Consider the following 22,806-nt stretch of genomic DNA (forward strand, 5'->3'; position numbering starts at 1 on the left):
AATTATGAAAAAGCCACATTCTCCTCTTAGTCAGCCAAGAACGCAGCTTGTTAGCACGGTGCAAAAAGGTTTTTTCTGCATTGTTTTGCTGTTGATTATTAGCGCTTTTGGTTTGTATAAGTTCATGGATGTTGGATCCGATCAGCGATCCTCTCATAATAATGATTTACTGTCGTTAGAAAATAGGCTTCATCATGCTGAAATTGATTGGCTGGAGTGGCTTTCTATCAGTGATAGTCAAGTTAGCCCGCCGCAAAACGCACACTCCGTTGAGGAGATACATAACGCGTTAATGAATGAATATTCTGAAATTAATTTGCAATTAAGTGTGTTGAAAAAAGATGATTATCAACTGTCTGACCTCAATTTTGATGATGTGTTGTCTTTTCTGAAAAAGCTTGAAAAAAAGGTAAAAGAGAATGTTCCAATAAGTGCCCAAGAGCGTTCTAGTATTTATGACATTATTAAAAAGAATAACCGTATCGACATTAAACTAATGGAGGTGGAGGTATCGGAGGATTTTAATGATGCGGTCTTTAATCATAAAATAACTTGGTTACTTTTTGCCGTGTTTAGCGGGCTGAGTATTGTTGTCATTCTGTTTGGTTATTATTTTGTTAGACGATTATCTAAAGGCTTGTCTCATTTGCAGCTCGTGCTTGAGCGTCATAAACAAGGTGGTTTGACGCAAGATGCGAATTATCATCGTATAGATGAATTCACTGACATAGGGCGTCTTGTGGATAATGAACTCTCAGCGCGAGAGTTTGATCGCCAAGCTGCTCAAGATTGCTTGGATGTGATCCAGTTGGCAATCGGTCAATTGAATGCTCCATTCTTGATTGCTAAACATAACGGTGATGTTGTTTGGGTGAGTCAGGGGTTGATGACTTTATGGAAAAACAACATTGACAAATTTGAAGCATATTTTGAGATTGATGATGGTTTGGACAGTCCGTTAGGCGAGCAATTATCCAGTCGTGTATTATTAGGACTAAACGAAGCACGCTTGCTATTGATTGAGGGTAATTATGTTATTCACATTCAACGAATCGGTGATGTCAAGATGAATCTTGAAGAGGGGCAGCAGGAAGTTTCTGATTATTATTTGATGACGCTAACCTCTTTGTCTGATATGGCTGAGATCGAAGTTATTCGCAAAAGTGCAGCGCTAATGAGACAAGACGTGTGGAGTTTGCCTATCCGTATTTTGCGCGAAGACTCGCCTTTTTCTGCCTTTTCTAGAGACTTGGAGGGGGTAAGACAGAGGGTGCAGTCCTTAATAGAGTGTGCACAAGAGAAACAAAATCTAGCTGATGATAAGGTCAAGATTACTAAACTACAACAAATCGAAACCCTTTTAAATAAAGAAATAAACGACAATCATTCCTATGATGAAGATGTCTTAGTGGTGCCTAAAGAAGTGGTTCATCCTCTGTCTGACGTGCAGTTGCTAGATGAGCTTGGATCTATGTCGTATTTATCTGAGCAGATCCACGATTCTGTATTAGTTGGGTATGAGTTGCTGTTGCAAAGGCTAACAATGGTAGAAAAAGATATCGCGGGTGATGCCATGTTGCTTGACGAAGTCTATCGTTGCCTGAATGAGGTTAGAGCAGGGGTCTTATCCAGTTTAGCGGCAACGGACGGGGAAAGTGAGACGGTGCGTCGTCGTTTTTCGATGGACCTGAATCACGACATTGATACGGTTCAAAGACATATTGAGTCTATTAAAGAAATGGTTGATTCAACTCTGTCTCTGTTAGCAGCAGACAGGAGTGTTGGGTTGGCTAGGCTGGAACGGGCAAAACAATCAGTAGTTGAGCTGGGGGAGCGTATTCATGTCTTATTGGACAAAGAGCGTTCCTATCAACAAGATGAGGCTTCACCGATTGGCTTGATTTCCAAGAATGACAATAGCGACCAAATAGATGAGTTCTAGTGATTTCAATTGCTATAACTCAAGGAGTATATAGTGGTTGAAAATGTATTTGATGCAAATGTCGAGCACCTCGTAATACGCGTTAATGGTCGTTTTGATTACAGTTGCCATAAGGTTTTTCGAGATGCTTTTGTTTTGGCGCCCCGAGCCAAAAGTTATGAGGTGGATCTTTCGCATGTGGAGTACCTTGATAGTTCGGCTTTAGGGATGTTGCTTTTGTTAAGGGACTATGCTGGTGGTGAAGAGGCCCATGTTGCTTTAACAAATAGTTCAAAGGCGGTTAATGATTTATTGAAAATGGCAAACTTCAACCGTTTGTTCGATATGTCTGAGTAGTATATGAAAAGCGCTTTAACTATTTTAATTGCTGACGATAATCCATCCGACCGGCTGCTATTGGGCGCTATGCTTAAGCAGTTTGGTCACCATGTGGTTGTCGCCAAAGATGGGCAAGAGGCCGTTGACCTTTTTGACCCAGCGGTTATCCAGCTAGTCTGTTTAGATGTCAGAATGCCGCATAAAAATGGTTGGGAAGCCGCTGTTGAAATTCAGAACCTTTCTCTAGATAGTTTTATTCCTATTGTATTTCTTTCTGGTGTGACAGACCCTGTTGCGCTGTCTAATTGTCTCGAAGTTGGTGGGGCAGACTTTATTGCCAAGCCTTATAATCCAGCCTTGGTGACGGCAAAACTGAATGCTATTGCGCGTTTGTTAGTGATGCAAAAAACGCTGGAGGATCAGCGTGACGCCATGGCTTGGTACAATGAGCAGTTGGTTCATGAACAGGAGATGGCGAAAGAAATTTATGAAAATATTACCCACTCTAATTGTCTTAATGACCCTGCTTTAACGACTTATCATCATGCGAGTCATACCTTTAATGGTGATGTGATTTTAGCGGCTTATAAACCTAATGGGGGCATGCATTTACTGTTAGGAGATTTTACGGGACATGGTTTATCTGCGGCTATTGGTGCATTACCGCTCGCCGATATTTTCTTCGATTGGACAAAAAAAGGCTTTTTGATGCGCCAAATTATTCCGGAGATGAATGCTCGTCTGAAAAGCATCTTGCCAGCGAATATGTTTTGCAGTGCTGCCTTTATTGATATTAAAGCGAATGAAAAAAATGTTGAGGTTTGGAATGGTGGGTTGCCGGATCTGTTATTTTTTTCGCAATCGAAGAAGGAGCCAAGGCGCTTAACTTCTAAAAATTTCCCCCTTGGAGCGGTGTCTCCTACTATATTTGAGTGTGTTGTTGAACCAATCTCTTATGTGCCTGGTGACACACTCATTTCCTTCTCTGACGGTGTCTATGAGGCGGCTGATCGGAATGAGGTGATGTTTTGTGAGTCAGTTCTAAAACCACTTTATAGGGGGGATGTTAAGCCCAGTGATAGTATCGACTGGTTGATTGATCGTTTAAAGGCGGAGGGGGTGTTAGACAACCCCCATGATGATATTTCCTGTTTAGGAATATCTCTTGATACCTGTATCGGTGCGAACTCTCTGACTGACCAAGAGTTTGCTGGTTTGGTGGATTTTCCGGCCGATTTTTCGTTTGAATATAAACTTAGCGCAGAGTCGCTTAGAACAACGGATCCACTACCTTATGTCTTACAAATCATCACCACCGTACCGGGACTGAGTAGTTATTCTAGTCAGGTATTTATGATATTGTCGGAGCTATATTCTAATGCATTGGAGCATGGTGTATTAGAGTTGGATTCCAGTAAGAAAAACACATTAGATGGCTTCTCTGTTTATTATAAAGAGCGCGAACAGGCATTAGCTTCTTTGAAGAATGGTTTTGTGAAGATTTCTGCTAAGGTAGTTTCTGACAAACAGTTAGGACAGTTGATTCTAGAAGTGGAAGACAGTGGTAGAGGCTTTGATTATGAATCGTTAGACTTTACTTTGGGATCCACTGAAGTGCCTTATAATCGCGGCTTAGCATTGTTGCATCAGATTTGTCAGGAGATTGGTTTTTCTAATGGTGGTCGAACGGTAACCGCCCATTTTCATTGGCGTCCAGAAAAAAACAAATAGATTGGCCTCTGTCTTGCATAGATCATCCTATCGCTGGAGGGTATTATGCAATCAACGGTCAATTCGGTGTTATCACCGACATCAAATGTGTCATCTAAATCCACCTTATCGCCTCAGACGACTGAGTCATCACAGGGCCAATTTGCTGAGGACTTTAATCGAGCAAAGCAAGCTTTAGACTCGTCTGCGTCCAGCAAAAACCCTCCAGAGAAAGAGTTGGAAAGAGGCTCTCGTCAAACGGACTCATCTATACCATCTGACTCCCCCTCAAAAGATGCTGATAGTGTCCAAGAGAATGCCCTAAAAAAAGGGACTAGATCGTCTGCAAATCATGACAGTAACGCATTAGGCAAAACTGACGTAAGCGGCAATAGATTGCAGCTTGAAGGTGAATCTTCGCCAGAAGAAAGCGCTGGAGCGGGTGGGGAGTTTAAGCATACCAACTCTGATGAAAGCGCAACGAAAAGTAAAAGTACCAGCCCTCATATTGCGGTATCTTCTGGTGTAGGGGCAGATTCAGATACTCAGCTCGAAAAGCTTTCTTCCAATCTACCCCAGTCTGAGAAGACAATCCCTTCAGTAACTGGCATGACGCCATCACAGGAGCATGTAAACAGCGAGCAAGCGGGTAAGTTTGTCAATGGCACGGTGAGTGTTGATGATCATGTTGTGAATAATCGGATCAATAGTGATGGAGTTGAACAAAGTAAGCTAATTAAAAACACTCCAAATTTCACTGGTTCTGAAGGAGCATCTGGCGACCGTAAGCTAAATGAGGCGGTCAGTAAAGAAGCCCCTTCAAATGGGCAAGAGAATACAGTTCGCCTATCCAATCAAAATGGTATGGTACAGATGGTTGACGGTCAGCCTCATCTGCATTTGGGTAAAGCCGCTTCTCAGGGGGTAACGGGTCATCTGGCGATTAAGGAGCAGGAAGGAGAGCAGACTCCGCAGTTAGACATAAAAGCTGATACCAAGGGAAATAAGGTCGTAACCTCTTCTGTTGAAGGTGACCTTGGTTTGAAAACGTTAAAGACTGAAGCAACACATGCTCAGACAACTGCTGTGCAGCTTGATCAAAACGGCAATCCTGTGAAAAAGGCGTCACTAGAGGGGGGCATTCATCTTGATCAAAGCGGTAATCTTGTGAAAAAGGCATCACTGGAGGATACCGTTCATCTTGATCAAAACGGTAATCCTGTGAAAAAGGCGTCACTAGAGGGTGCTGTCCATCTTGATCAAAACGGCAAACCTGTGACGGATAAAACTGTAGTATTAGGGCAAGGAGAGGTTGCCTCGCCTTCTTCCGAGGACGCGTCAGACTTATTATTAAGCGCCAATGGTGGTAGTCCTGTATCCCATAATCAAAGAGGCGTTCATGGTGACGAAGGCAAAGCAAATGATGTCTCGTCAAAAATGAGTAAAATACCGCCAGAAGTGCGGGCGTTAATGGCGGCAGAAAACAAAGAGGATAAAGTAAAATCAACTGCGTCCAATGTTGATTTAAGTGCCTTGTCTCCTATGGCTCAAAAACAAGCGTTAGCAAGTGCTAAAAAAGCGTCCGAGAAGGGGGCTGAAAACATAACGGATCCATCTTCCAATGATAAAAAAGAGACTAAAAAGTCGGGAGATGGAGAGCTCTCTTGGGTGTTATCGCAAATGGGAGCCAGTCCTATTGCGCCTGTAAGTGCAGCGGTGACTGGTGTGGCAGCCACCGCTCGTGGTACAAGTTCAGCGTCGAAATCGTCAAATGTGACGCAGTCAATCGGTGATCAGGTTTCAACCAGTAAGGTTGCAGACCAAGTGGCGCTAGCCAATGCTTTGAAAGGCTCAGTGACGGGGGCACCTGATACACCTCTCATTTTAGCGAATGCTGATTCTACGACAGAAGCGTCAGGTCTTCTTAATGGCAAGGGGTCTTCTAAGGCCAGCTTGTTAACCAATGAACCTATAGAACTGCGGAAAAAAGAGCAGGATGCTATGATCGGCAAAATGGTCGGGCAATTGGATGGTGTGAGCAAGGATTCGGATACAGGAGGAATGGGGAGTTCTCTTGCTAATAATGTTGGTCGTTTAGCTGCGACAGGAACGGCATTAGGGGCAACGAATCCAACACAGCCAACACCGACTCAGCAACAAAACCTAGCCATGTCTGTTCCGCTAAATCACCCTGGTTGGGCAGGGGAGATGAGTCAAAAAGTGGCTTGGGTTGCTCATAATGGCGCTCACAGCGCTCATATTAAGCTTGATCCTCCCGAATTAGGCAGTTTAACGGTGAAAGTGTCTGTCGACAGTGACAATAATAATACCCAAGTTAGTTTTGTAGCAGCGACTCATCATGCTCGAGATTTACTAGAAGGTCAGATGGGACGTCTTCGTGACATGTTAGCTCAGCAAGGAATGGATCTTGGCAATGTTAATGTAGATGTTTCTCAGCAAGACATGTCCGGCACTCAATATCAGACAGCAGATGGTGATCAGCCACAGCTTAATTTAGGCTCTATAGCAGGGCAAGATAACGACGAAGAAGAGCCTGTTCTTGGTAATATGTCCTACGTGACACCTGCAGGAATTGATTACTACGCCTAAAATGAAGGAAAGTGATGGTGCTATTCATTATTCTTTGTAGAATAGGGTTCCTTAAAGCGTATTGTGCGTTGTTTTATAAGTCTGTGTTTCCAAGGGTTTTATTATGGCAGAAGAAGATAATTTAGATGTAGGTGCCGAAGAAGGAAAAAAAGGTGGTAAGAAGAAGCTTATTATCATCATTGCTCTTGCTGTGGTGCTGTTAGGCGGTGGTGGAGCGGCCGCTTACTTTTTCTTTTTTAGTGGATCCGATAAAGCCGCTAGCGCCGAAGCGGGAGGCGGAGCTGCATCGGCAGAAGCGGCTGCAGACCTTTCTAAACAGCCTTCTATTTATTTGAAATTTGATGAACCTTTTGTGTTGGATTTTGTCGTCGATGGTCAACAGCGCTATTTGCAGCTAAATATGACCGTCAAATCCAAAGATCAGTCTCAAATCGATGCTTTAAAACAAAACATGCCTTTAATTCGTAATAGTCTGGTGCTGCTTTTTTCCAGTCAATCCTTTAACGATCTAAAAACAATGAAGGGTAAGTTAGCGCTGAAAAAATCAGCTCTGGAAGCGATTAATAAGTTATTGGAACAGCAGACGGGTAAAGGTGGTATCGATGCGGTCTTATTCACTAGTTTTGTGATGCAATAACGCTTATGTCAGCGCAAGATTTACTTTCCCAAGATGAAATCGACGCTCTCTTACATGGCCCTGATGAAAAGCCGGAAGAAGAGGACGATAGAGATGCCAATGGTGTAGCCTCTTATGATATAACCAGTCAAGAGCGCATCGTCCGTGGGCGTATGCCTACGCTGGAAATGATCAATGAGCGTTTTGCTCGTTATACTCGTATTAGTTTGTTTAATTTGTTGCGTCGCACGGCAGATGTCTCGTCTGGTGGTTTGCAAATTATGAAATTTGGCGAATATGTGCATACTTTGTATGTACCGACGAGCTTGAATTTGGTGAAATTTCGCCCGCTAAGAAGTACGGCGCTATTTATCTTGGATGCTAAATTGGTATTCAAATTAGTTGACAACTTTTTTGGTGGGGATGGCCGACACGCTAAAATTGAAGGGCGTGAATTTACCCCAACAGAAATCCGCATTGTTCAACTTATGTTAGAACAAGTGTTTAAAGATCTGACAGAAGCTTGGGCTCCGGTATTAAAGCTTGAATTAGAATATATCAGCTCGGAAGTTAACCCGGCGATGGCAAATATCGTCAGTCCGAGTGAAGTAGTGGTGGTCTCTACCTTTCATATTGAATTAGATGGAGGTGGCGGTGAGCTGCATATAACCCTACCTTATTCGATGATTGAGCCTGTGCGTGAACTGTTGGATGCTGGGGTGCAAAGTGATGTCGATGAGATGGATGACCGTTGGGGGAAATCCCTTGAGCAAGATGTGAAGGACATCAATGTTAACCTTAGAGTAAATGTAGCGAACCGTAAAATTTCGCTTGGTGATGTTTTAAAGTTCAAAGCAGGTGATATCATCCCTATTGAAATGCCCGAATTTGTAACTGTAAGAGCAAACAATGTTCCTGCTTTTAAGGGAAAATTGGGCGTCTGTAATGAGCGTTATGCAGTTCAGATGGAAGAAAGTTTTAAATCTAACAAGGTAAATAAGTAATATGGCTGAAGAGCAAAATCCTGATGCAGAGGGGATGGACGAAGGGCTTGCTGATGAGTGGGCTGCTGCCATGTCAGAAGCGGGAGAGACTGGGGGACAAGATGATGTCGATGATGAATGGGCCGCCGCGATGTCAGAACAAGATGCGAAGCCTGTTAAGTTAGAGTCATTGTCTGCACCATCTGTTCCAAGTGGTGGGGTCGGCTCGGACCTTGATCTTATTATGGATATCCCTGTTACACTGTCAATGGAACTTGGCAACACTGAAATTGCTATTCGAAATTTGATGCAGCTGACGCAGGGATCTGTCGTTGAGCTAGATCGCTTTGCAGGTGAGCCATTAGATGTATTAGTTAACGGTACTCTGATTGCCCATGGTGAAGTTGTTGTGGTGAATGATAAATATGGTATCCGCCTAACCGATGTTGTTAGCCCTAGTGAGCGTATTAGAAGATTGAAGTAACCCCGTGACTGTTTATAGAAAATTGCACACATTTCTGATGACAGCCATGCTTTGCATGGCTGTTTCCTATGCGCACGCTAATTCTTTAGCCGATTCAGGATCGATTCCTACCATGACATCGACTTATTCCATCTGGAAGGTGGTTGCGTCGCTGATTTTTATTATTGCTTTTATTCCTGCAAGCCTTTGGGTTGTGAAAAAGTTGCAGTTTGCTCAGATGAGATTGAGTAAGTCTGATATTCGAATTATTAGTAGCCAGTCGCTTGGGGCAAAAGAGAAATTGATTCTTGTGGAAGTGGAAGGCGAGAAAATTCTGATTGGTGTCACATCGCATTCGATTAATCACATCAAAAGTTTCACACCGAATAGTAAAGCCTTTGCTCAATTAATGGGAGAAGCGCCGTTGCAAGACAAAGCAGACGATAATATTGCTCAAGATGACAGTGTCTCACCTCGCGGGGCATCATCGTGATTCGTCTTCTGCTGCTACTTAGTTTGTTAATACTACCGTCCGTCTCGTGGGCTGAGGTGGGGTTGCCTGCGGTCAATGTGGTAACTAACCCGGACGGTAGTCAAGAGTATTCTGTATCGCTGCAAATTCTCTTTATTATGACCGCGCTGACCTTGTTGCCTGCGGCATTAATGATGATGACGGCTTTTACTAGAATTATTGTGGTCTTAGCCATTTTGCGTCAGGCAATTGGTTTGCAGCAGACGCCTTCTAACCAGATTCTGATTGGTATGGCGCTTTTTTTGACTTTGTTTATTATGACGCCAACAATGAATAAGATAAATGCTGTGGCCTTACAGCCTTACTTGAATAATAAAATGACCTCATTACAGGCGGTCGAGGCAGCAGAAAAGCCCATGCGGGACTTTATGCTCGCCCAAACCCGCAAAGCTGACATTGCTTTGTTTGTGAAATTGGCAGGCAAAGAAGGGAAGATCCAGTCGCTTAATACTTTACCTTTCACAATCCTAATGCCTGCTTTTGTGACCAGTGAGTTAAAGACGGCATTTCAAATTGGCTTTATGATCTTTATTCCATTTTTGATTGTCGACATGGTGGTGGCTAGCGTCTTGATGGCAATGGGGATGATGATGTTGTCTCCGGTGATCATTTCTTTACCGTTTAAGATCATGCTTTTTGTAATGGTAGACGGTTGGTCTATGATTATGGGGACGCTTGCAGCAAGTTTTGGGATGTAGTTATGGATCCACAAGTTGTTTTAGATCTTTATGGGCAAGGCTTTTATCTCATTGTGGTGATCGTCGCAGCGGTGATGGCACCGAGTTTGGTTGTTGGTTTGATAGTCAGTGTTTTTCAGGCTGCGACACAAATTAACGAGCAAACCCTATCATTTCTGCCTCGCTTAATTGTGACCATTTTGGTCATTATGCAGCTTGGTCCTTGGATTTTGACTAAGTTGATGGATTTCACCACTAATCTGTTTATTAATATTCCAATGATGATTGGCTGATGCTTGAGCTTCATCCGGATCAATTGATTAATCTCGTTGTTAGCTTTTTACTGCCTTTTTTTCGTATCGGTGCTTTTTTCATGGCGTTGCCGCTGTTTGGTAGTCGGCTGGTCAACACCCGTGTCCGTATCGCATTTTCATTTTTAGTTGCTATCATTATTACACCTGTTGTGAAAGTACCCCATTACGATCCGATTTCCCCTGCATTTGTGGTACTTATTGCGGAGCAATTGGTTATTGGTTTTGCATTAGGGTTTGTCGTGACGATTTTATTCCAAACCTTTTCCATGGCTGGGCAGTTGGCAGCCATGAAGGCGGGGCTAGGTTTTGCGATGTCGAATGACCCTGCAAATGGGGTATCGGTTGCAACCATGGGTCAATACTATATGTCGATGGTAGCCTTAGCATTTTTAGGTACAGATGGTCATTTGGTGATGATCGAATACTTAGCAGAGAGTTTTAAGTATTGGCCAATTGGCAGTGGATTTGATAGTCGACACTATTGGCAACTGGTTCAATTAGGGAGCTGGATGTTTGAGAAGGCGTTGCTAGTGGTGTTACCCTTGGCTATTGCAGTTTTAATTATGAACTTAGCCTTTGGGGTAGTGGCGAAGGCCTCCCCTCAGTTAAACGTTTTTGCGTTAGGCTTTCCTATCATTATGCTCTTTTCTCTGTTCTTTTTCTGGATGATGTTAGGGGACTTTTTGGATATCTATCGTTTATTTTTCCATGAGATAACGGCTTGGATGAAAGATACATGGGGGGCTCGTTTGCATGGCTGAAAACGAAGACGGTAGCGAAAAAACGGAAAGTGCCAGTAGTAAGAAGCTCGAAGACGCTCGAAAAAAAGGCAATATCGCTCGCTCCAAAGAGTTAAGTTCTGCTCTGTTGCTAATTGTGGCTGCTGTGGCGATATACAGTACTGGTGTATTAATGGCGAAAGACTTGGGGGATGTATTTCGCTTCAACTTTAATATAGATAGGTCGGATCTGTTTGATATTAGTCGAATGATTTTTCATCTTTACGGTTCGACGGTTGAAATGATGAAATCGTTAATCGTGACTTTGTTGGTACTGGCTGTAGCAGGGATTATTGGCAGTATTATGTTGGGTGGGCTGAATTTTTCATGGGAGCCCTTAATGCCTAAGCTCAGTAAGATTAATCCCATTACTGGCTTAAAAAGAATGTTTTCCGTTCAATCTTTAGTCGAATTGCTTAAGTCTATAGCCAAAGTTGTCCTCGTTGCTTTTGTATCGACACTGGTTATTTATCATTATTTACCCGAAGCACTGGAGTTGACCTTTCAGTCCATACGTCCTGCCATTTCTCACGGTATTGATATGGTGATGTGGGCGTTTATTTTTATTAGTTTGTCTTTGGCACTGATTGCTGCGATAGATGTGCCGTTTCAGATTTGGTCTCACAAAGAAAAGTTGAAAATGACCAAACAAGAGGTGAAAGATGAGTACAAGCAGCAAGAAGGGGATCCGCAAGTGCGTGGGCGTATCCGACAGCTACAGCGTCAGGCTGCGATGAATCGCATGATGTCCGATGTTCCTGAAGCGGATGTTATTATTACCAACCCAACACACTTTTCTGTGGCGTTAAAATACGATCAAAGTGGGGGGCAGGCTCCTATAATGATTGCTAAGGGGAGTGATTTTATGGCATTGAAAATTCGTGAAGTAGGCAATCACTATGATATCCCTGTGGTACAATCCCCCGCACTAACGCGAGCGATCTATCATCATACGAAGATCGGAGAGGAGATTCCCCATGGTCTCTTTAAAGTAGTCGCACAATTGCTCGCTTATGTTTATCAGCTGCGTAATGCACGACATGGTGCGCCAAGGCCGGAAACCATGCCGCGTTTTGATGTGCCAGAAGAGTTTCAATGGGATGGTAATACGCCATCCTAGCTAAATTGATTGTTAATATCTGCGGGAACCACGTGTGAATTTTGATCGCCAAAAAGTGACTGGTCAGTTTAAAGGGATAGTGAGCGGGAATCTGGGGATTCCTATTTTGCTTCTGTCACTTTTAGCCATGATGATACTGCCGATTCCTGCGTTTCTGCTCGACGTTTTATTTACTTTTAATATTGCGCTCGCCATTGTGGTCTTATTAGTCGCGATTTACTCTTTGCGCCCTTTAGATTTTGCCGTTTTTCCAACTGTTTTGTTGGTGTCTACCTTGATGCGTTTGGCATTAAACGTGGCCTCTACCCGTGTTGTTTTATTGTATGGTCATGAGGGGGGAGATGCGGCTGGTAAGGTGATTCAAGCCTTCGGTGAGGTGGTGATTGGTGGCAACTATGTCGTCGGCTTTGTGGTCTTTGCCATTTTAATGATCATCAACTTCGCCGTAGTGACAAAAGGGGCGGGGCGTATCTCTGAAGTAAGTGCTCGATTTACTTTGGATGCCATGCCGGGTAAGCAAATGGCCATTGATGCGGATTTGAACGCAGGGATGATTGATGCGGATCAAGCCAAACAGCGGCGAATGGAAATCGCCTCAGAAGCAGAGTTTTATGGATCTATGGACGGTGCCTCTAAGTTCGTAAAAGGGGATGCTATTGCGGGTGTGCTGATTTTGGGGATCAATATAATCGGTGGTTTGGCGATTGGTATGTCGCAACACGGGTTGTCTTTTTCCGAAGCCATTCAGCGCTATTCTCTGCTGACTATTGGTGATGGTCTGGTGGCTCAGCTCCCTTCTTTGATGCTTTCTACTGCGGCCGCCATCATGGTGACTCGGGTTAACGAGTCGGGCGATATGGGGACGCAGATTGTCTCGCAAATGTTTGGTTCGCCAAAGGCATTGTATATTGCCGCTGCGATTATGGGGATTATGGGCATTGTACCGGGCATGCCACATTTTGCGTTTTTGTCCCTAGCCATCGTTTTAGGTAGTTTCGCTTACTTTCTTGAGTACCGCAAAAAGCGCAAAGCGATGGCTGGAGCTTTGTCGACAGGCAAATCCTCATCGTCTGATGCCTCGCCTCCAGCAGAAAGCAAAGATCTTAGCTGGGACGATGTGGCGCCGGTTGATATGTTGGGGTTAGAAGTTGGCTACCGCTTGATTCCTCTGGTGGATAAATCTCAAGGCGGGGAGTTATTAGCAAGGATTAAAGGGGTTCGTCGCAAGTTGTCGCAAGACTTGGGCTTTCTTGTGCCCAGTGTTCATATTCGAGATAACTTGGATTTGATGCCCAATGCCTATCGTGTCACGCTGATGGGGGTTAGCTTGGCGGAAGCGGAAGTGCATCCCGATAAAGATTTGGCAATCGATCCTGGGCAAGTATTTGGTTCTATTGATGGGATTGCAGGTAAGGATCCGTCGTTTGGTTTGGATGCTGTTTGGATTGATCCTAAAAAACGCGATCAAGCACAAACCTACGGTTATACTGTGGTGGATGTGAGTACGGTGGTGGCAACGCATATTAACCAAATTATGCATAAACATGCCTATGAGTTAATTGGTCACGATGAAGTGCAGCAATTGCTTAGCTTGCTTAAACAATATAATCCGAAGCTGGCTGAGGAATTGGTGCCGAATACCATTCCTTTGAGTATCTTGTTAAAAGTACTGCAAAACTTATTGATTGAGGGGGTTCCGCTTCGCGACATGCGTACTATCGCCGAAGCCATTATGGGAGTGCAGCCGAAAAGTCAGGACCCTATGGTACTAACCGCAGCTGTTCGAACGGCCTTGTCTCGTTTGATTATCCAAACTTTGGCAGATGGGGTAGAAGAAATTCCTGTGCTAACGCTTGATCCTCAATTAGAAAAAATGCTGATGCAAACGGTTCAGCAGAGTCAGCAATCAGGTATTAAGAATGAAGAAGCGCTTATTTTAGAGCCGAAAATGGCCGAACAATTACAAGCTTCCCTTAAACAGTCTGCAGAACAGCAGGAAGCAATGGGAAATACTCCTATACTGATAGTGTCAGCACCAATCAGGCCAATGCTAGCCCGTTTTATGCGTTATGGTATGGTGAATATGTCTGTTCTGTCTTACCAAGAAGTGCCAGATCATAAGCGAATTACTGTTGTTGGTGTGATTGGTCAATAGTCTGTAGCAATTGTGATCAATTAGTCTCTATATTTATCAAAGTCTTTCGGGTAAGCTATGGATTTGTAAGGTTAAATACACTAGAAGGATTCAATTATACATGCAAATTAGGCGGTTTCGAGCTCCCGACATGCGCCAAGCGATACGGAAAGTCCGTGACGCTGTGGGCCCTGATGCGGTTATTTTATCGAATCAACGCCTCCCTACTGGTGAGATAGAGATCGTCATTGCGTTGGACTATGATTGCTCTTTGCCTTCTAGTATGGTGCAAAAAAAGCCTTCAACATCAACATATAGGCCCTCTAAAGAGCGACGAAAAGAGGCTTATCAAGACCCGTCAGCTGAGTATTTTGAACGTATAGAAAGGGCAAAGCAACAAACTCCAACCGATACTAATAGCCCCCGAGCATCATCCCCATCATTTGATATGCCACCTATTGAAAATGATGAAGACGAACCGATGTTGGAAGAGGCGCTCTCTCTAAAACAGAACAAAGGGAGCGATAACCAGCTCCATGCCATGGAGCAGGAGTTGCACCGTGTCAAAGAAATGTTGGAGCAACAGCGTCAGCAGTCAGCAACGCAGCCCAAAGAAAATTCAGTTGAAGCGAAAGCCCGAGAAAAATTAAAGCGTTTAGGTTTGTCTGATTTGGTGACCTCTCGTTTGCTGGATGATATTGACCTAAAAGGTCGGGAGGACGATTGGAATCGTTTGCTTGCTCATCTTGCGGATTATATTCCAGTGCGTTCAAATTCGGCAGAGCTAAAAGGGTGCATTGCTTTTATGGGGCCGACAGGGGTAGGAAAAACAACCTCCATTGGTAAAATTGCGGCCCAGCATGTTTTGAAATATGGTTCAGACAGCATAGTCTTAGTGACAACCGATACTTACCGGATTGCTGCTCATGAGCAGTTACGCACCTTTGGCCGGATTTTAAATATTCCTGTAGAAGTGGTGAATGAATACTCTGATTTAAATGAAGTACTTGCTAAATACGCTCATTATTCTTTAGTTTTAGTGGACACTGCAGGTATGAATCCAAGAGATTCTAACCTCGAGCGGCAATTGCTAATGATCAAAAGAGCGCGTTCCAGTTTGAAAAAATTGTTAGTTTTACCTTGTACTAGTCAAAGACAGGTGCTTAAGTCTGTCGTTGATGTGTATTCTCAAGTTCAGCTAGACGGGTGTGTATTAAGTAAATTAGACGAATCAGCGTCTCTTGGTGAAGCCATTAGCGTGGTTATCGAAGAGGGCTTACCTGTTGTTTACATCGCCGATGGACAAAGAATTCCTGATGACATAGAACCTGCTCGTGCGCATAACTTAATCAGCCGAGCTGTTTATACCGCCGAGCACTACAGCCAGATCTATGGGTCACTAAGATATGGTAGTTAGTAAAATTATGTTATTTGGATGAGCGCGATATGGAACTATGTAGTACAGTTATTCTGTGCATCAGACTCAAATAGTAAAAGGTTGCTGATTTATCTTTATGCAGACCAAAAACGGATACGACACCTATACTAGAAAAGCGACATTATCGATTGATGCCATTGTCGAGCAATACGGCTATTTAGTAAAAAAAATCGCTTATCACTTGTTAGCGCGTTTACCCAATACTGTGGATGTAAATGATCTGACACAAGCCGGAATGATGGGGCTAATAGAGGCCTATAAACGTTTTGAGTCTGATAAGGGGGCCAGTTTTGAAACCTATGCTGGTATTCGGATTCGTGGCTCTATCATGGATGAAATTCGTAAAACTGACTGGGCTCCACGTTCGGTAAGGCGCAATGGACGAGCCGTAAGTGCCGCGATTAAAGAACTGGAGGCTAAAGCTGGGCGTGATGTTTCCGATATGGAAGTAGCAGCCCATATGAATATCAGTATTGAGGAATATCACGATATCATCCATTCATCGATGACAACACAGCTTTTTAGCTATGAAGAAATGTTGGAGTCAGATGATGGTGGTGTACTGGATACATTCAGTGATGAAGCAAGTGGCACTCCTTACTTATTGGCTGAGGAAAGTGGGTTTCAAGATCAATTAGCAAATGAAATTGATCAATTACCAGAAAGAGAAAAACTTGTCTTATCTTTATATTATAATGACGAATTGAATTTAAAAGAAATTGGCGCTGTTCTAGGTGTTAGTGAATCGAGAGTCAGTCAAATTCATAGTCAGGCTGCTCTTAGATTAAGAGCTCGATTAAGTGATTGGCGAGATTAAATTATGAATTGTGAAATACTACCTTTGGGTTGTGGAGGTTGCATTGGATAAAAACATGAAGATCCTGATTGTTGATGATTTCTCGACAATGAGACGTATCATCAAAAACTTGTTACGGGATTTGGGATTTACCAATACAGTTGAAGCGGATGATGGAACGACGGCATTACCGATTCTTCAAGCAGGGACAATTGACTTCCTAGTAACCGACTGGAACATGCCAGGTATGACTGGAATTGAATTGCTTCGAGCGGTTAGGGCTGATGATAAACTCAAAAGTATTCCTGTATTGATGGTAACAGCGGAAGCCAAACGTGATCAGATTATTGCTGCGGCTCAAGCCGGGGTGAACGGTTATGTTGTTAAGCCTTTTACTGCCGTCGCACTCAAGGAAAAGATTGAGAAAATATTCGAACGAATAGATGCTGCTAAATAGGGGCTTTTGATGTCAAAGAAACTTGGATCAGGCTTGGGGGATTTTGAATCCCTAGTGAAGGATGGTGCTGTTGATCTTTTGAATCACATTGAAGTCGGTGACTTTAGTAGTGCGATAAAGGTTATTCAAGAGCTTAGCGAGGCTCGACATAATAGTTTCTATAAAGAAGTCGGGACGCTAACAAGAAGTCTCCATGACGCAATTCGCGATTTTCAAGTTGATTCAATGGACTTGGTGGTTGGTGAAGAGCATGCTGGATCAGGTAATACCAAAATTACAGATGCCTCTGATCGTTTGAAATATGTTATTGAATTAACAAGTTCGGCGGCCAATAAGACCATGGATATGGTGGATGGAAGTGTTCCTGTGGCGAGTGAGCTGCAAAATCAAGCGAGAGAGTTACGAAAAGACTGGAATCGTTTAATTCAACGTGATTTATCGCCTCAAGAGTTCCGTGAATTATACAAACGTATTGATGTGTTTTTAAAGTATGCGGATGACAGTGCGACGACCTTGCATTCCAATCTTAACACAATTCTTTTAGAGCAAGGTTATCAAGACTTAACTGGCCAAGTAATTACGAGAGTGAATGATCTAATTCGAGATGTAGAAGAACGTCTTGTACATCTCGTTGCTGTTGCAGGACGAGTTGATAGTATCTCCGGAATGGAGCATGACAAGAGCGAAGCCGAGCATGATGACACGCGTGGTCATGGTCCAGCTATTAATAAACAAAACAACCCAGAAGTACTGAATAGTCAAGACGAAGTAGACGACTTGCTATCAAGTCTTGGTTTCTAAAGGGAGCTGAGGATGAGTTTCGAGGTCGATGAAGAAATTTTACAGGATTTTTTGGTAGAAGCTGGAGAGATCCTGGAACAGCTTTCCGAACAATTAGTAGATCTAGAGCAAAACCCGGACGATAAGCAATTGTTGAATGCTATCTTTAGGGGCTTCCATACCGTTAAAGGCGGGGCGGGGTTTTTACAGTTAACAGCATTGGTCGATTGTTGTCATTATGCGGAAAACGTGTTCGATATCTTGCGTAATGGCCAGCGTACTATTAACTCTGATTTAATGGACGTGGTACTACAGGCTCTTGATGCAATCAATGAGATGTTTGAAGCCGTTCGCTCCGGTAATGAGCCCGAGCGTGCTGATCCTGATTTGATTCAGGCTCTTAGTGTCTATGCAAAACCGCCCACTGCTGAAGAGTTAGCCGGAGGTAGTGTTGATGCCGATGAGGAACCAGAAGATGATTCGTCTGATGAAAGCATGGCGATTGAGGAAGACGAAGTTGTTGAAGAAGAGCTAATCGATGACTCATCCGATGCGAATGAGTCAGAAGAGCCTGTTGATATTACCGACGATGAATTTGAATCTTTGCTTAATGCTCTAGGTGGTGAGGATACTCCTGGAGAAAAAGCAGACAGCGGAACCACTAAAGCTGAGGTGAATTCAGATAATGCTTCTGATGAAATCACCGAGGATGAGTTTGATCAGCTGCTTGATAAGCTACATGGTAATGGAGCACCTGGCCTTGATAGTTCTAAGGAAGCCAAAAGCAGTGACGCTTCTGAAAATGTATCAGAAGAATCGTCTGCTGAATCAGATGAAATTACAGAAGACGAGTTTGAAAAGCTACTCGATCAATTGCACGGGGGCAGTGCACCTGGCCTAGATAGTTCTGATCAAGTTCAGGAAACGACTAAGGAAACAGAAGCTAAGGCAAAAGACAGCAGTAAGCCTTCAGAAGATAAGAAGGCTGCCAGTGAGTCAGGTGCCTCCGCAGCTGATTCCGATTTGATCACAGAAGATGAATTTGAATCCTTACTAGACAGTCTTCATGGTAAGAAGGGTGCTCCTAAAGGTAATACTGATACGGCTAGTACAAAGAAAGAAGAGACAGCGAAACCGAAAGCTGCACCTAAAAAGGTGGAGCCAAAAGTGGAACCTAAGCCAGCTCCAAGAGTACCTAAGTCAGAAGACAGTCAGCCATCACATCAGGCAAAAGACAAAGTTGCAGGTGTACCAGTAACACAAGAAGCAACGGTACGAGTGGATACTAAACGGCTTGATGACATCATGAATATGGTGGGTGAGCTTGTTTTAGTACGAAATCGTCTGGTTCGTCTTGGTTTGCAAAGTGAAGACGAGTCCATGGGTAAGGCGGTTTCTAACCTAGATGTAGTCACGGGGGATTTGCAAAACGCCGTGATGAAGACCCGAATGCAGCCTATTAAAAAGGTATTCGGTAAGTTTCCTCGTGTGGTGCGTGATTTGGCTCGAAACCTGAAGAAAGAGGTGAATCTTGAACTTCGTGGGGAAGAAACGGATCTAGATAAAAACTTAGTAGAAGCGCTCGCAGATCCACTTGTTCACTTAGTGAGAAACTCTGTTGACCATGGTGTTGAAGCACCTGATGTTCGAGAAGCTAAAGGTAAGCCGCGAGTCGGCCATGTTATTTTGTCGGCTGAGCAGGAAGGCGACCATATTCTACTATCCATCGATGACGATGGTGCGGGTATGGATCCTGATGTGCTACGTAAAAAAGCCGTAGAAAAAGGCTTGATGGATGCGGACGCTGCTGAAAGATTATCAGACGAAGAAGCATTTAATTTAATATTTGCCCCAGGCTTTTCAACTAAGGTTGAGATTACAGATGTATCGGGTCGTGGTGTGGGAATGGACGTTGTGAAAACGAAAATCTCCCAGCTAAACGGCACGCTACAGATTAAATCCGTTTTAGGGCAAGGATCGCGTTTTATTATCAAGGTACCATTGACTTTGGCGATTATGCCGACCTTGATGGTGACTTTGGCAGATCAATCGTTTGCTTTCCCGCTGGTTAGCGTGAATGAAATATTCCACTTGAATCTACAAAAAACCAACATTGTAGATGGTCAACAAGTGGTCGTTATTCGCGGCAAAACACTTCCCATCTTCCATCTTAAAAGTTGGTTGATAAAAGGCGGAACGCGTGAAACAACACCAAAAGAAGCGCATGTGGTTGTGGTCCAAGTGGGTATTAATGAAGTTGGCTTTGTAGTAGATCAGTTGGTTGGCCAAGAAGAGGTGGTGATTAAGCCTTTGGGCCGAATGTTACAAGGAACCGCTGGCATGGCTGGTGCGACGATTACTGGTGATGGCCGTATCGCATTAATTCTTGATGTACCTAGCATGTTAAAGAGTTACGCCTCTAGGTAGGTAGATTTCGATTTGGGAGTGGCGGTATGCCGGTAAAGGTACTGGTTGTAGATGACTCCGGTTTTTTCCGACGTCGTTTAGTAGAAATTTTCGAAGCAGATCCAAGATTAGTCGTTGTTGGAACAGCTAATAATGGCAAGGAAGCGGTTGATAAAGTACAGTCTTTGTCGCCTGATGTAGTAACAATGGATTACGAAATGCCTGTTTTAGATGGCATTTCCGCTGTTGCTAATATTATGAAGCTCAAACCAACGCCTGTATTAATGTTTTCATCTTTGACGCATGAAGGAGCCAAAGTTACCCTTGATGCGCTTGAAGCGGGGGCAGTTGATTTTATGCCGAAGAATTTCGAGGATATTTCTCGAGATTCTGCGGTGGTGAAACATACGTTAGTGGAACGGGTACTAACGGTTTCTCGAACGCGTCTAGGAGGGTCAAGAGCGCCCGTTCAGAGTCTAGCGCCGCGTGAGGCACCAAAGCCTATCGTTACTGATCGTGGGGTGATTATCCCGCGTTCTAGAAAGAAAGTGAGTTTAGTGGCAATAGGTACGTCAACGGGTGGGCCTATGGCCCTTCAAGCGGTACTAACAAAACTCCCCGCTAATTTTCCGGCCCCTTTGGTGTTGGTTCAGCATATGCCTGCTGCGTTTACTGGCGCATTTGCTGAAAGATTGAATAACATTTGTAAGATTACTGTGAAAGAGGCCAAAGATGGCGATCGTTTGCAGCCGGGCGTTGCTTTATTGGCACCGGGTGGTAAGCAAATGATGGTGGACTCTAGAAATGGGGGCTGTGTCCGTATTTTGGATGGTGATGAGCGGCTCAATTATAAGCCTTCAGTTGATGTGACCTTTGGATCCGCTTCTAAATGTTATCCTGGTAAAGTGCTGTCAGTTGTTATGACCGGCATGGGGGTGGATGGTCGAGAAGGCGCACGTATGTTGAAAAGCTCTGGTTCTCGAGTATGGATTCAGAGTGAAGAATCCTGTGTCATTTACGGTATGCCAATGGCGGTGGAAAAAGCCAATTTGGCTGATGATATTATCGACCTCAATCATATTGGTGAGCGCCTAGCGCGTGAGGTTAGCTAGTGGATTTGGTGACGCTGGCTGGACTTCTTCTCGCGTTTGGCTCTGTCCTTTTATCTAATTGGCTTGGTGGAGGAGAAGTCATTCTCCTTCTTAATTTACCTTCTGCAATTATTGTTATTTTGGGGAGCTTTGGCGCAACCTTGATGCAAAGTAATATTCAAGATGCTTCAAGAGCCATTTCTCTAGCTAAATGGAGTTTGTTCCCCCCCACTTTTGATTTCTCGTTTGCTAGATCTTCCATGATTACCTTGGCTTATAAGGCAAGGCGACTCTCTTTAATCGCATTAGAAAGCGACATAACCCAGCTTTCTAATGAGTTTGCCACGCGGGCTTTTCAAATGGCTATCGATGGTGATGATCCCGAGTCATTGGCAGATCGCTTGCATGATGAAGCCAATCGCATCCATGACCGCCGGATGTCCAGCGTGACCTTTATTGAATCCATTGGTGGTTACGCGCCGACGCTTGGGATTATGGGGTCTGTATTGGGGTTGATCCAAGCAATGGCGAATCTTGATAGCCCTGAGGCACTAGGGCATGGTATCGCTGTGGCATTTGTTTCTACGCTCTACGGTCAGGGGGTCGCGAATCTGGTTGTGTTCCCGATCGTTAGAAAGCTGTCTGGCTACGCAGATCAAGAACTGCTGTATAATCAGTTGTTGATTGATGGTGTTTACGGTATCGCCACAGGTAAACATCCGCAACGCATAGAACGAGAGCTAACAAGTTATGAGTGATGAGGTTTCTTCACCTGAGCCCTCGCGTCGTCGGCGAGTTCTAAAAAAGAAACGACCGTCGAGTGCCCAAAGTCGAGATCGTTGGATACTATCCTATGCGGATTTTATTACCTTATTATTCGCCTTCTTTGTTGCTCTCTATTCCATTTCTATTCAGCACAAAGGGGATGATAAAAAAATAGCTGAAACGCTAAATGGTGTGTTTGAGGCGGTGCAAAAATCGATTAAGCCGATTACTGTTGGTAAGCCTATTATAGGTCAGTCAACTGAGCAGGCGGCGGTGGACGCAAAAATGATTCCAACAACCCCCTCTAATACCGAGAAAAAAGATAGCAATACCTCCCCGTTACCGATGACGATTTATGATGTGCTTAACACTACTATTAGCAATCAATTTCAAGGATTAAGTGAGTCTGGAAAAATCGCTGTGAGCCAATCAAAACATTGGGTTAATTTGGAATTCCAGTCTAGTTTGTTGTTTGGAGAAGGGGAATATCAGCTGACAAATGAGGCCGTTGCTGTGTTAATGGCTATTTCTAGGGTATTAAAAGCTTACCCATCCCCTGTATTAGTGGTAGGTAATACCGATGATTTACCTGTGAAGTCGAGTCGATTAATGTCGAATTGGCATTTGTCTAGTTTAAGGGCGGCTTCGGTAGTTGATGAATTGGTGTATCAAGGGGTAAATCCAAAACTAATTGCGCCGATTGGGTTTGCCAGCGAAGATCCAAAAGTCAGTAATACCAGCGAGGAGAATAGACAAAAAAATCGCCGTGTTACCTTGCGAATTAGTAAAAGTAACTCCGATAATCTTTATGATTACTTGTTTAAATAGCGCAATACTGTATATGATTGCAATGAAAGTGTAAGCAAAATAATAGC

At 43.8% G+C, this 22,806-nt stretch carries 21 protein-coding genes; all 21 read left to right on the forward strand.

Annotated elements, in window-relative coordinates; genetic code table 11:
- Positions 1–4: 4 nt before the first annotated feature.
- The 21 genes from AC0VYI_RS05715 (at position 5) to AC0VYI_RS05815 (ending at position 22,759) form a co-directional block, all read left to right on the forward strand.
- Positions 5–1,942, forward strand: a complete 1,938-nt coding sequence (locus AC0VYI_RS05715; protein WP_475447911.1) for a hypothetical protein — start codon at positions 5–7, stop codon at positions 1,940–1,942.
- Positions 1,943–1,975: 33 nt separating this feature from the next.
- Positions 1,976–2,278: an STAS domain-containing protein gene (locus tag AC0VYI_RS05720; RefSeq protein WP_199476916.1), complete on the forward strand. Its 303-nt coding sequence runs from the start codon at positions 1,976–1,978 to the stop codon at positions 2,276–2,278.
- Positions 2,279–2,281: 3 nt separating this feature from the next.
- Entirely contained in the window at positions 2,282–3,991 is a 1,710-nt protein-coding gene (locus AC0VYI_RS05725; protein WP_475447913.1) for an ATP-binding SpoIIE family protein phosphatase, read from the forward strand.
- Between the two features lie 45 nt (positions 3,992–4,036).
- Positions 4,037–6,580: a flagellar hook-length control protein FliK gene (locus AC0VYI_RS05730; protein ID WP_475447915.1), complete on the forward strand. Its 2,544-nt coding sequence runs from the start codon at positions 4,037–4,039 to the stop codon at positions 6,578–6,580.
- A gap of 103 nt (positions 6,581–6,683) precedes the next feature.
- Complete coding sequence (locus AC0VYI_RS05735; protein WP_199476919.1) at positions 6,684–7,217, forward strand: flagellar basal body-associated FliL family protein; 534 nt, start codon at positions 6,684–6,686, stop codon at positions 7,215–7,217.
- A gap of 5 nt (positions 7,218–7,222) precedes the next feature.
- The gene (gene fliM / locus AC0VYI_RS05740; RefSeq protein ID WP_199476920.1) at positions 7,223–8,200 is read left to right on the forward strand and encodes a flagellar motor switch protein FliM; all 978 of its coding nucleotides are present in this window, start codon (positions 7,223–7,225) and stop codon (positions 8,198–8,200) included.
- A 1-nt stretch (position 8,201) separates the two neighbouring features.
- A complete protein-coding gene (fliN, locus tag AC0VYI_RS05745) occupies positions 8,202–8,663 on the forward strand; it encodes a flagellar motor switch protein FliN (protein WP_199476921.1) in 462 nt (153 codons plus the stop codon).
- A 112-nt stretch (positions 8,664–8,775) separates the two neighbouring features.
- Entirely contained in the window at positions 8,776–9,135 is a 360-nt protein-coding gene (gene fliO / locus AC0VYI_RS05750) for a flagellar biosynthetic protein FliO (RefSeq protein ID WP_233407813.1), read from the forward strand.
- The gene (gene fliP, locus AC0VYI_RS05755; RefSeq protein ID WP_199476922.1) at positions 9,132–9,872 is read left to right on the forward strand and encodes a flagellar type III secretion system pore protein FliP; all 741 of its coding nucleotides are present in this window, start codon (positions 9,132–9,134) and stop codon (positions 9,870–9,872) included. Before fliO ends, fliP begins: the two co-directional genes overlap by 4 nt.
- 2 nt (positions 9,873–9,874) lie before the next feature.
- Positions 9,875–10,144, forward strand: coding sequence for a flagellar biosynthesis protein FliQ (gene fliQ / locus AC0VYI_RS05760; RefSeq protein WP_067016938.1), 270 nt, complete (start codon positions 9,875–9,877; stop codon positions 10,142–10,144).
- Positions 10,144–10,926, forward strand: coding sequence for a flagellar biosynthetic protein FliR (gene fliR, locus AC0VYI_RS05765; RefSeq protein WP_199476923.1), 783 nt, complete (start codon positions 10,144–10,146; stop codon positions 10,924–10,926). The genes fliQ and fliR overlap by 1 nt, the downstream gene beginning before the upstream one ends.
- Complete coding sequence (gene flhB, locus AC0VYI_RS05770) at positions 10,919–12,064, forward strand: flagellar biosynthesis protein FlhB (protein WP_199476924.1); 1,146 nt, start codon at positions 10,919–10,921, stop codon at positions 12,062–12,064. The genes fliR and flhB overlap by 8 nt, the downstream gene beginning before the upstream one ends.
- Positions 12,065–12,098: 34 nt before the next feature.
- Positions 12,099–14,219, forward strand: coding sequence for a flagellar biosynthesis protein FlhA (flhA, locus tag AC0VYI_RS05775; RefSeq protein WP_325097294.1), 2,121 nt, complete (start codon positions 12,099–12,101; stop codon positions 14,217–14,219).
- Between the two features lie 130 nt (positions 14,220–14,349).
- Positions 14,350–15,615, forward strand: a complete 1,266-nt coding sequence (gene flhF / locus AC0VYI_RS05780) for a flagellar biosynthesis protein FlhF (protein WP_475447919.1) — start codon at positions 14,350–14,352, stop codon at positions 15,613–15,615.
- A gap of 97 nt (positions 15,616–15,712) precedes the next feature.
- Entirely contained in the window at positions 15,713–16,453 is a 741-nt protein-coding gene (locus AC0VYI_RS05785; protein ID WP_199476926.1) for an RNA polymerase sigma factor FliA, read from the forward strand.
- A gap of 55 nt (positions 16,454–16,508) precedes the next feature.
- Positions 16,509–16,889 carry a chemotaxis response regulator CheY gene (locus AC0VYI_RS05790; RefSeq protein ID WP_206610596.1) on the forward strand — a complete coding sequence of 127 codons (381 nt, stop codon included), beginning with the start codon at positions 16,509–16,511 and terminating at the stop codon, positions 16,887–16,889.
- Positions 16,890–16,898: 9 nt separating this feature from the next.
- Positions 16,899–17,690: a protein phosphatase CheZ gene (locus AC0VYI_RS05795; RefSeq protein ID WP_199476927.1), complete on the forward strand. Its 792-nt coding sequence runs from the start codon at positions 16,899–16,901 to the stop codon at positions 17,688–17,690.
- A 12-nt stretch (positions 17,691–17,702) separates the two neighbouring features.
- On the forward strand, positions 17,703–20,096 hold the full coding sequence (locus tag AC0VYI_RS05800; RefSeq protein ID WP_475447921.1) for a chemotaxis protein CheA: 2,394 nt from the start codon (positions 17,703–17,705) through the stop codon (positions 20,094–20,096).
- A 26-nt stretch (positions 20,097–20,122) separates the two neighbouring features.
- Complete coding sequence (locus tag AC0VYI_RS05805) at positions 20,123–21,187, forward strand: protein-glutamate methylesterase/protein-glutamine glutaminase (RefSeq protein WP_199476929.1); 1,065 nt, start codon at positions 20,123–20,125, stop codon at positions 21,185–21,187.
- Positions 21,187–21,924, forward strand: coding sequence for a motility protein A (locus AC0VYI_RS05810; protein ID WP_475447923.1), 738 nt, complete (start codon positions 21,187–21,189; stop codon positions 21,922–21,924). Before AC0VYI_RS05805 ends, AC0VYI_RS05810 begins: the two co-directional genes overlap by 1 nt.
- Positions 21,917–22,759 carry an OmpA family protein gene (locus tag AC0VYI_RS05815; RefSeq protein WP_475447925.1) on the forward strand — a complete coding sequence of 281 codons (843 nt, stop codon included), beginning with the start codon at positions 21,917–21,919 and terminating at the stop codon, positions 22,757–22,759. The genes AC0VYI_RS05810 and AC0VYI_RS05815 overlap by 8 nt, the downstream gene beginning before the upstream one ends.
- Positions 22,760–22,806: the final 47 nt, after the last annotated feature.

The sequence above is a fragment of the Marinomonas sp. 63XJN7_9_ISO-PGPR-S23-217 genome (assembly GCF_056173515.1).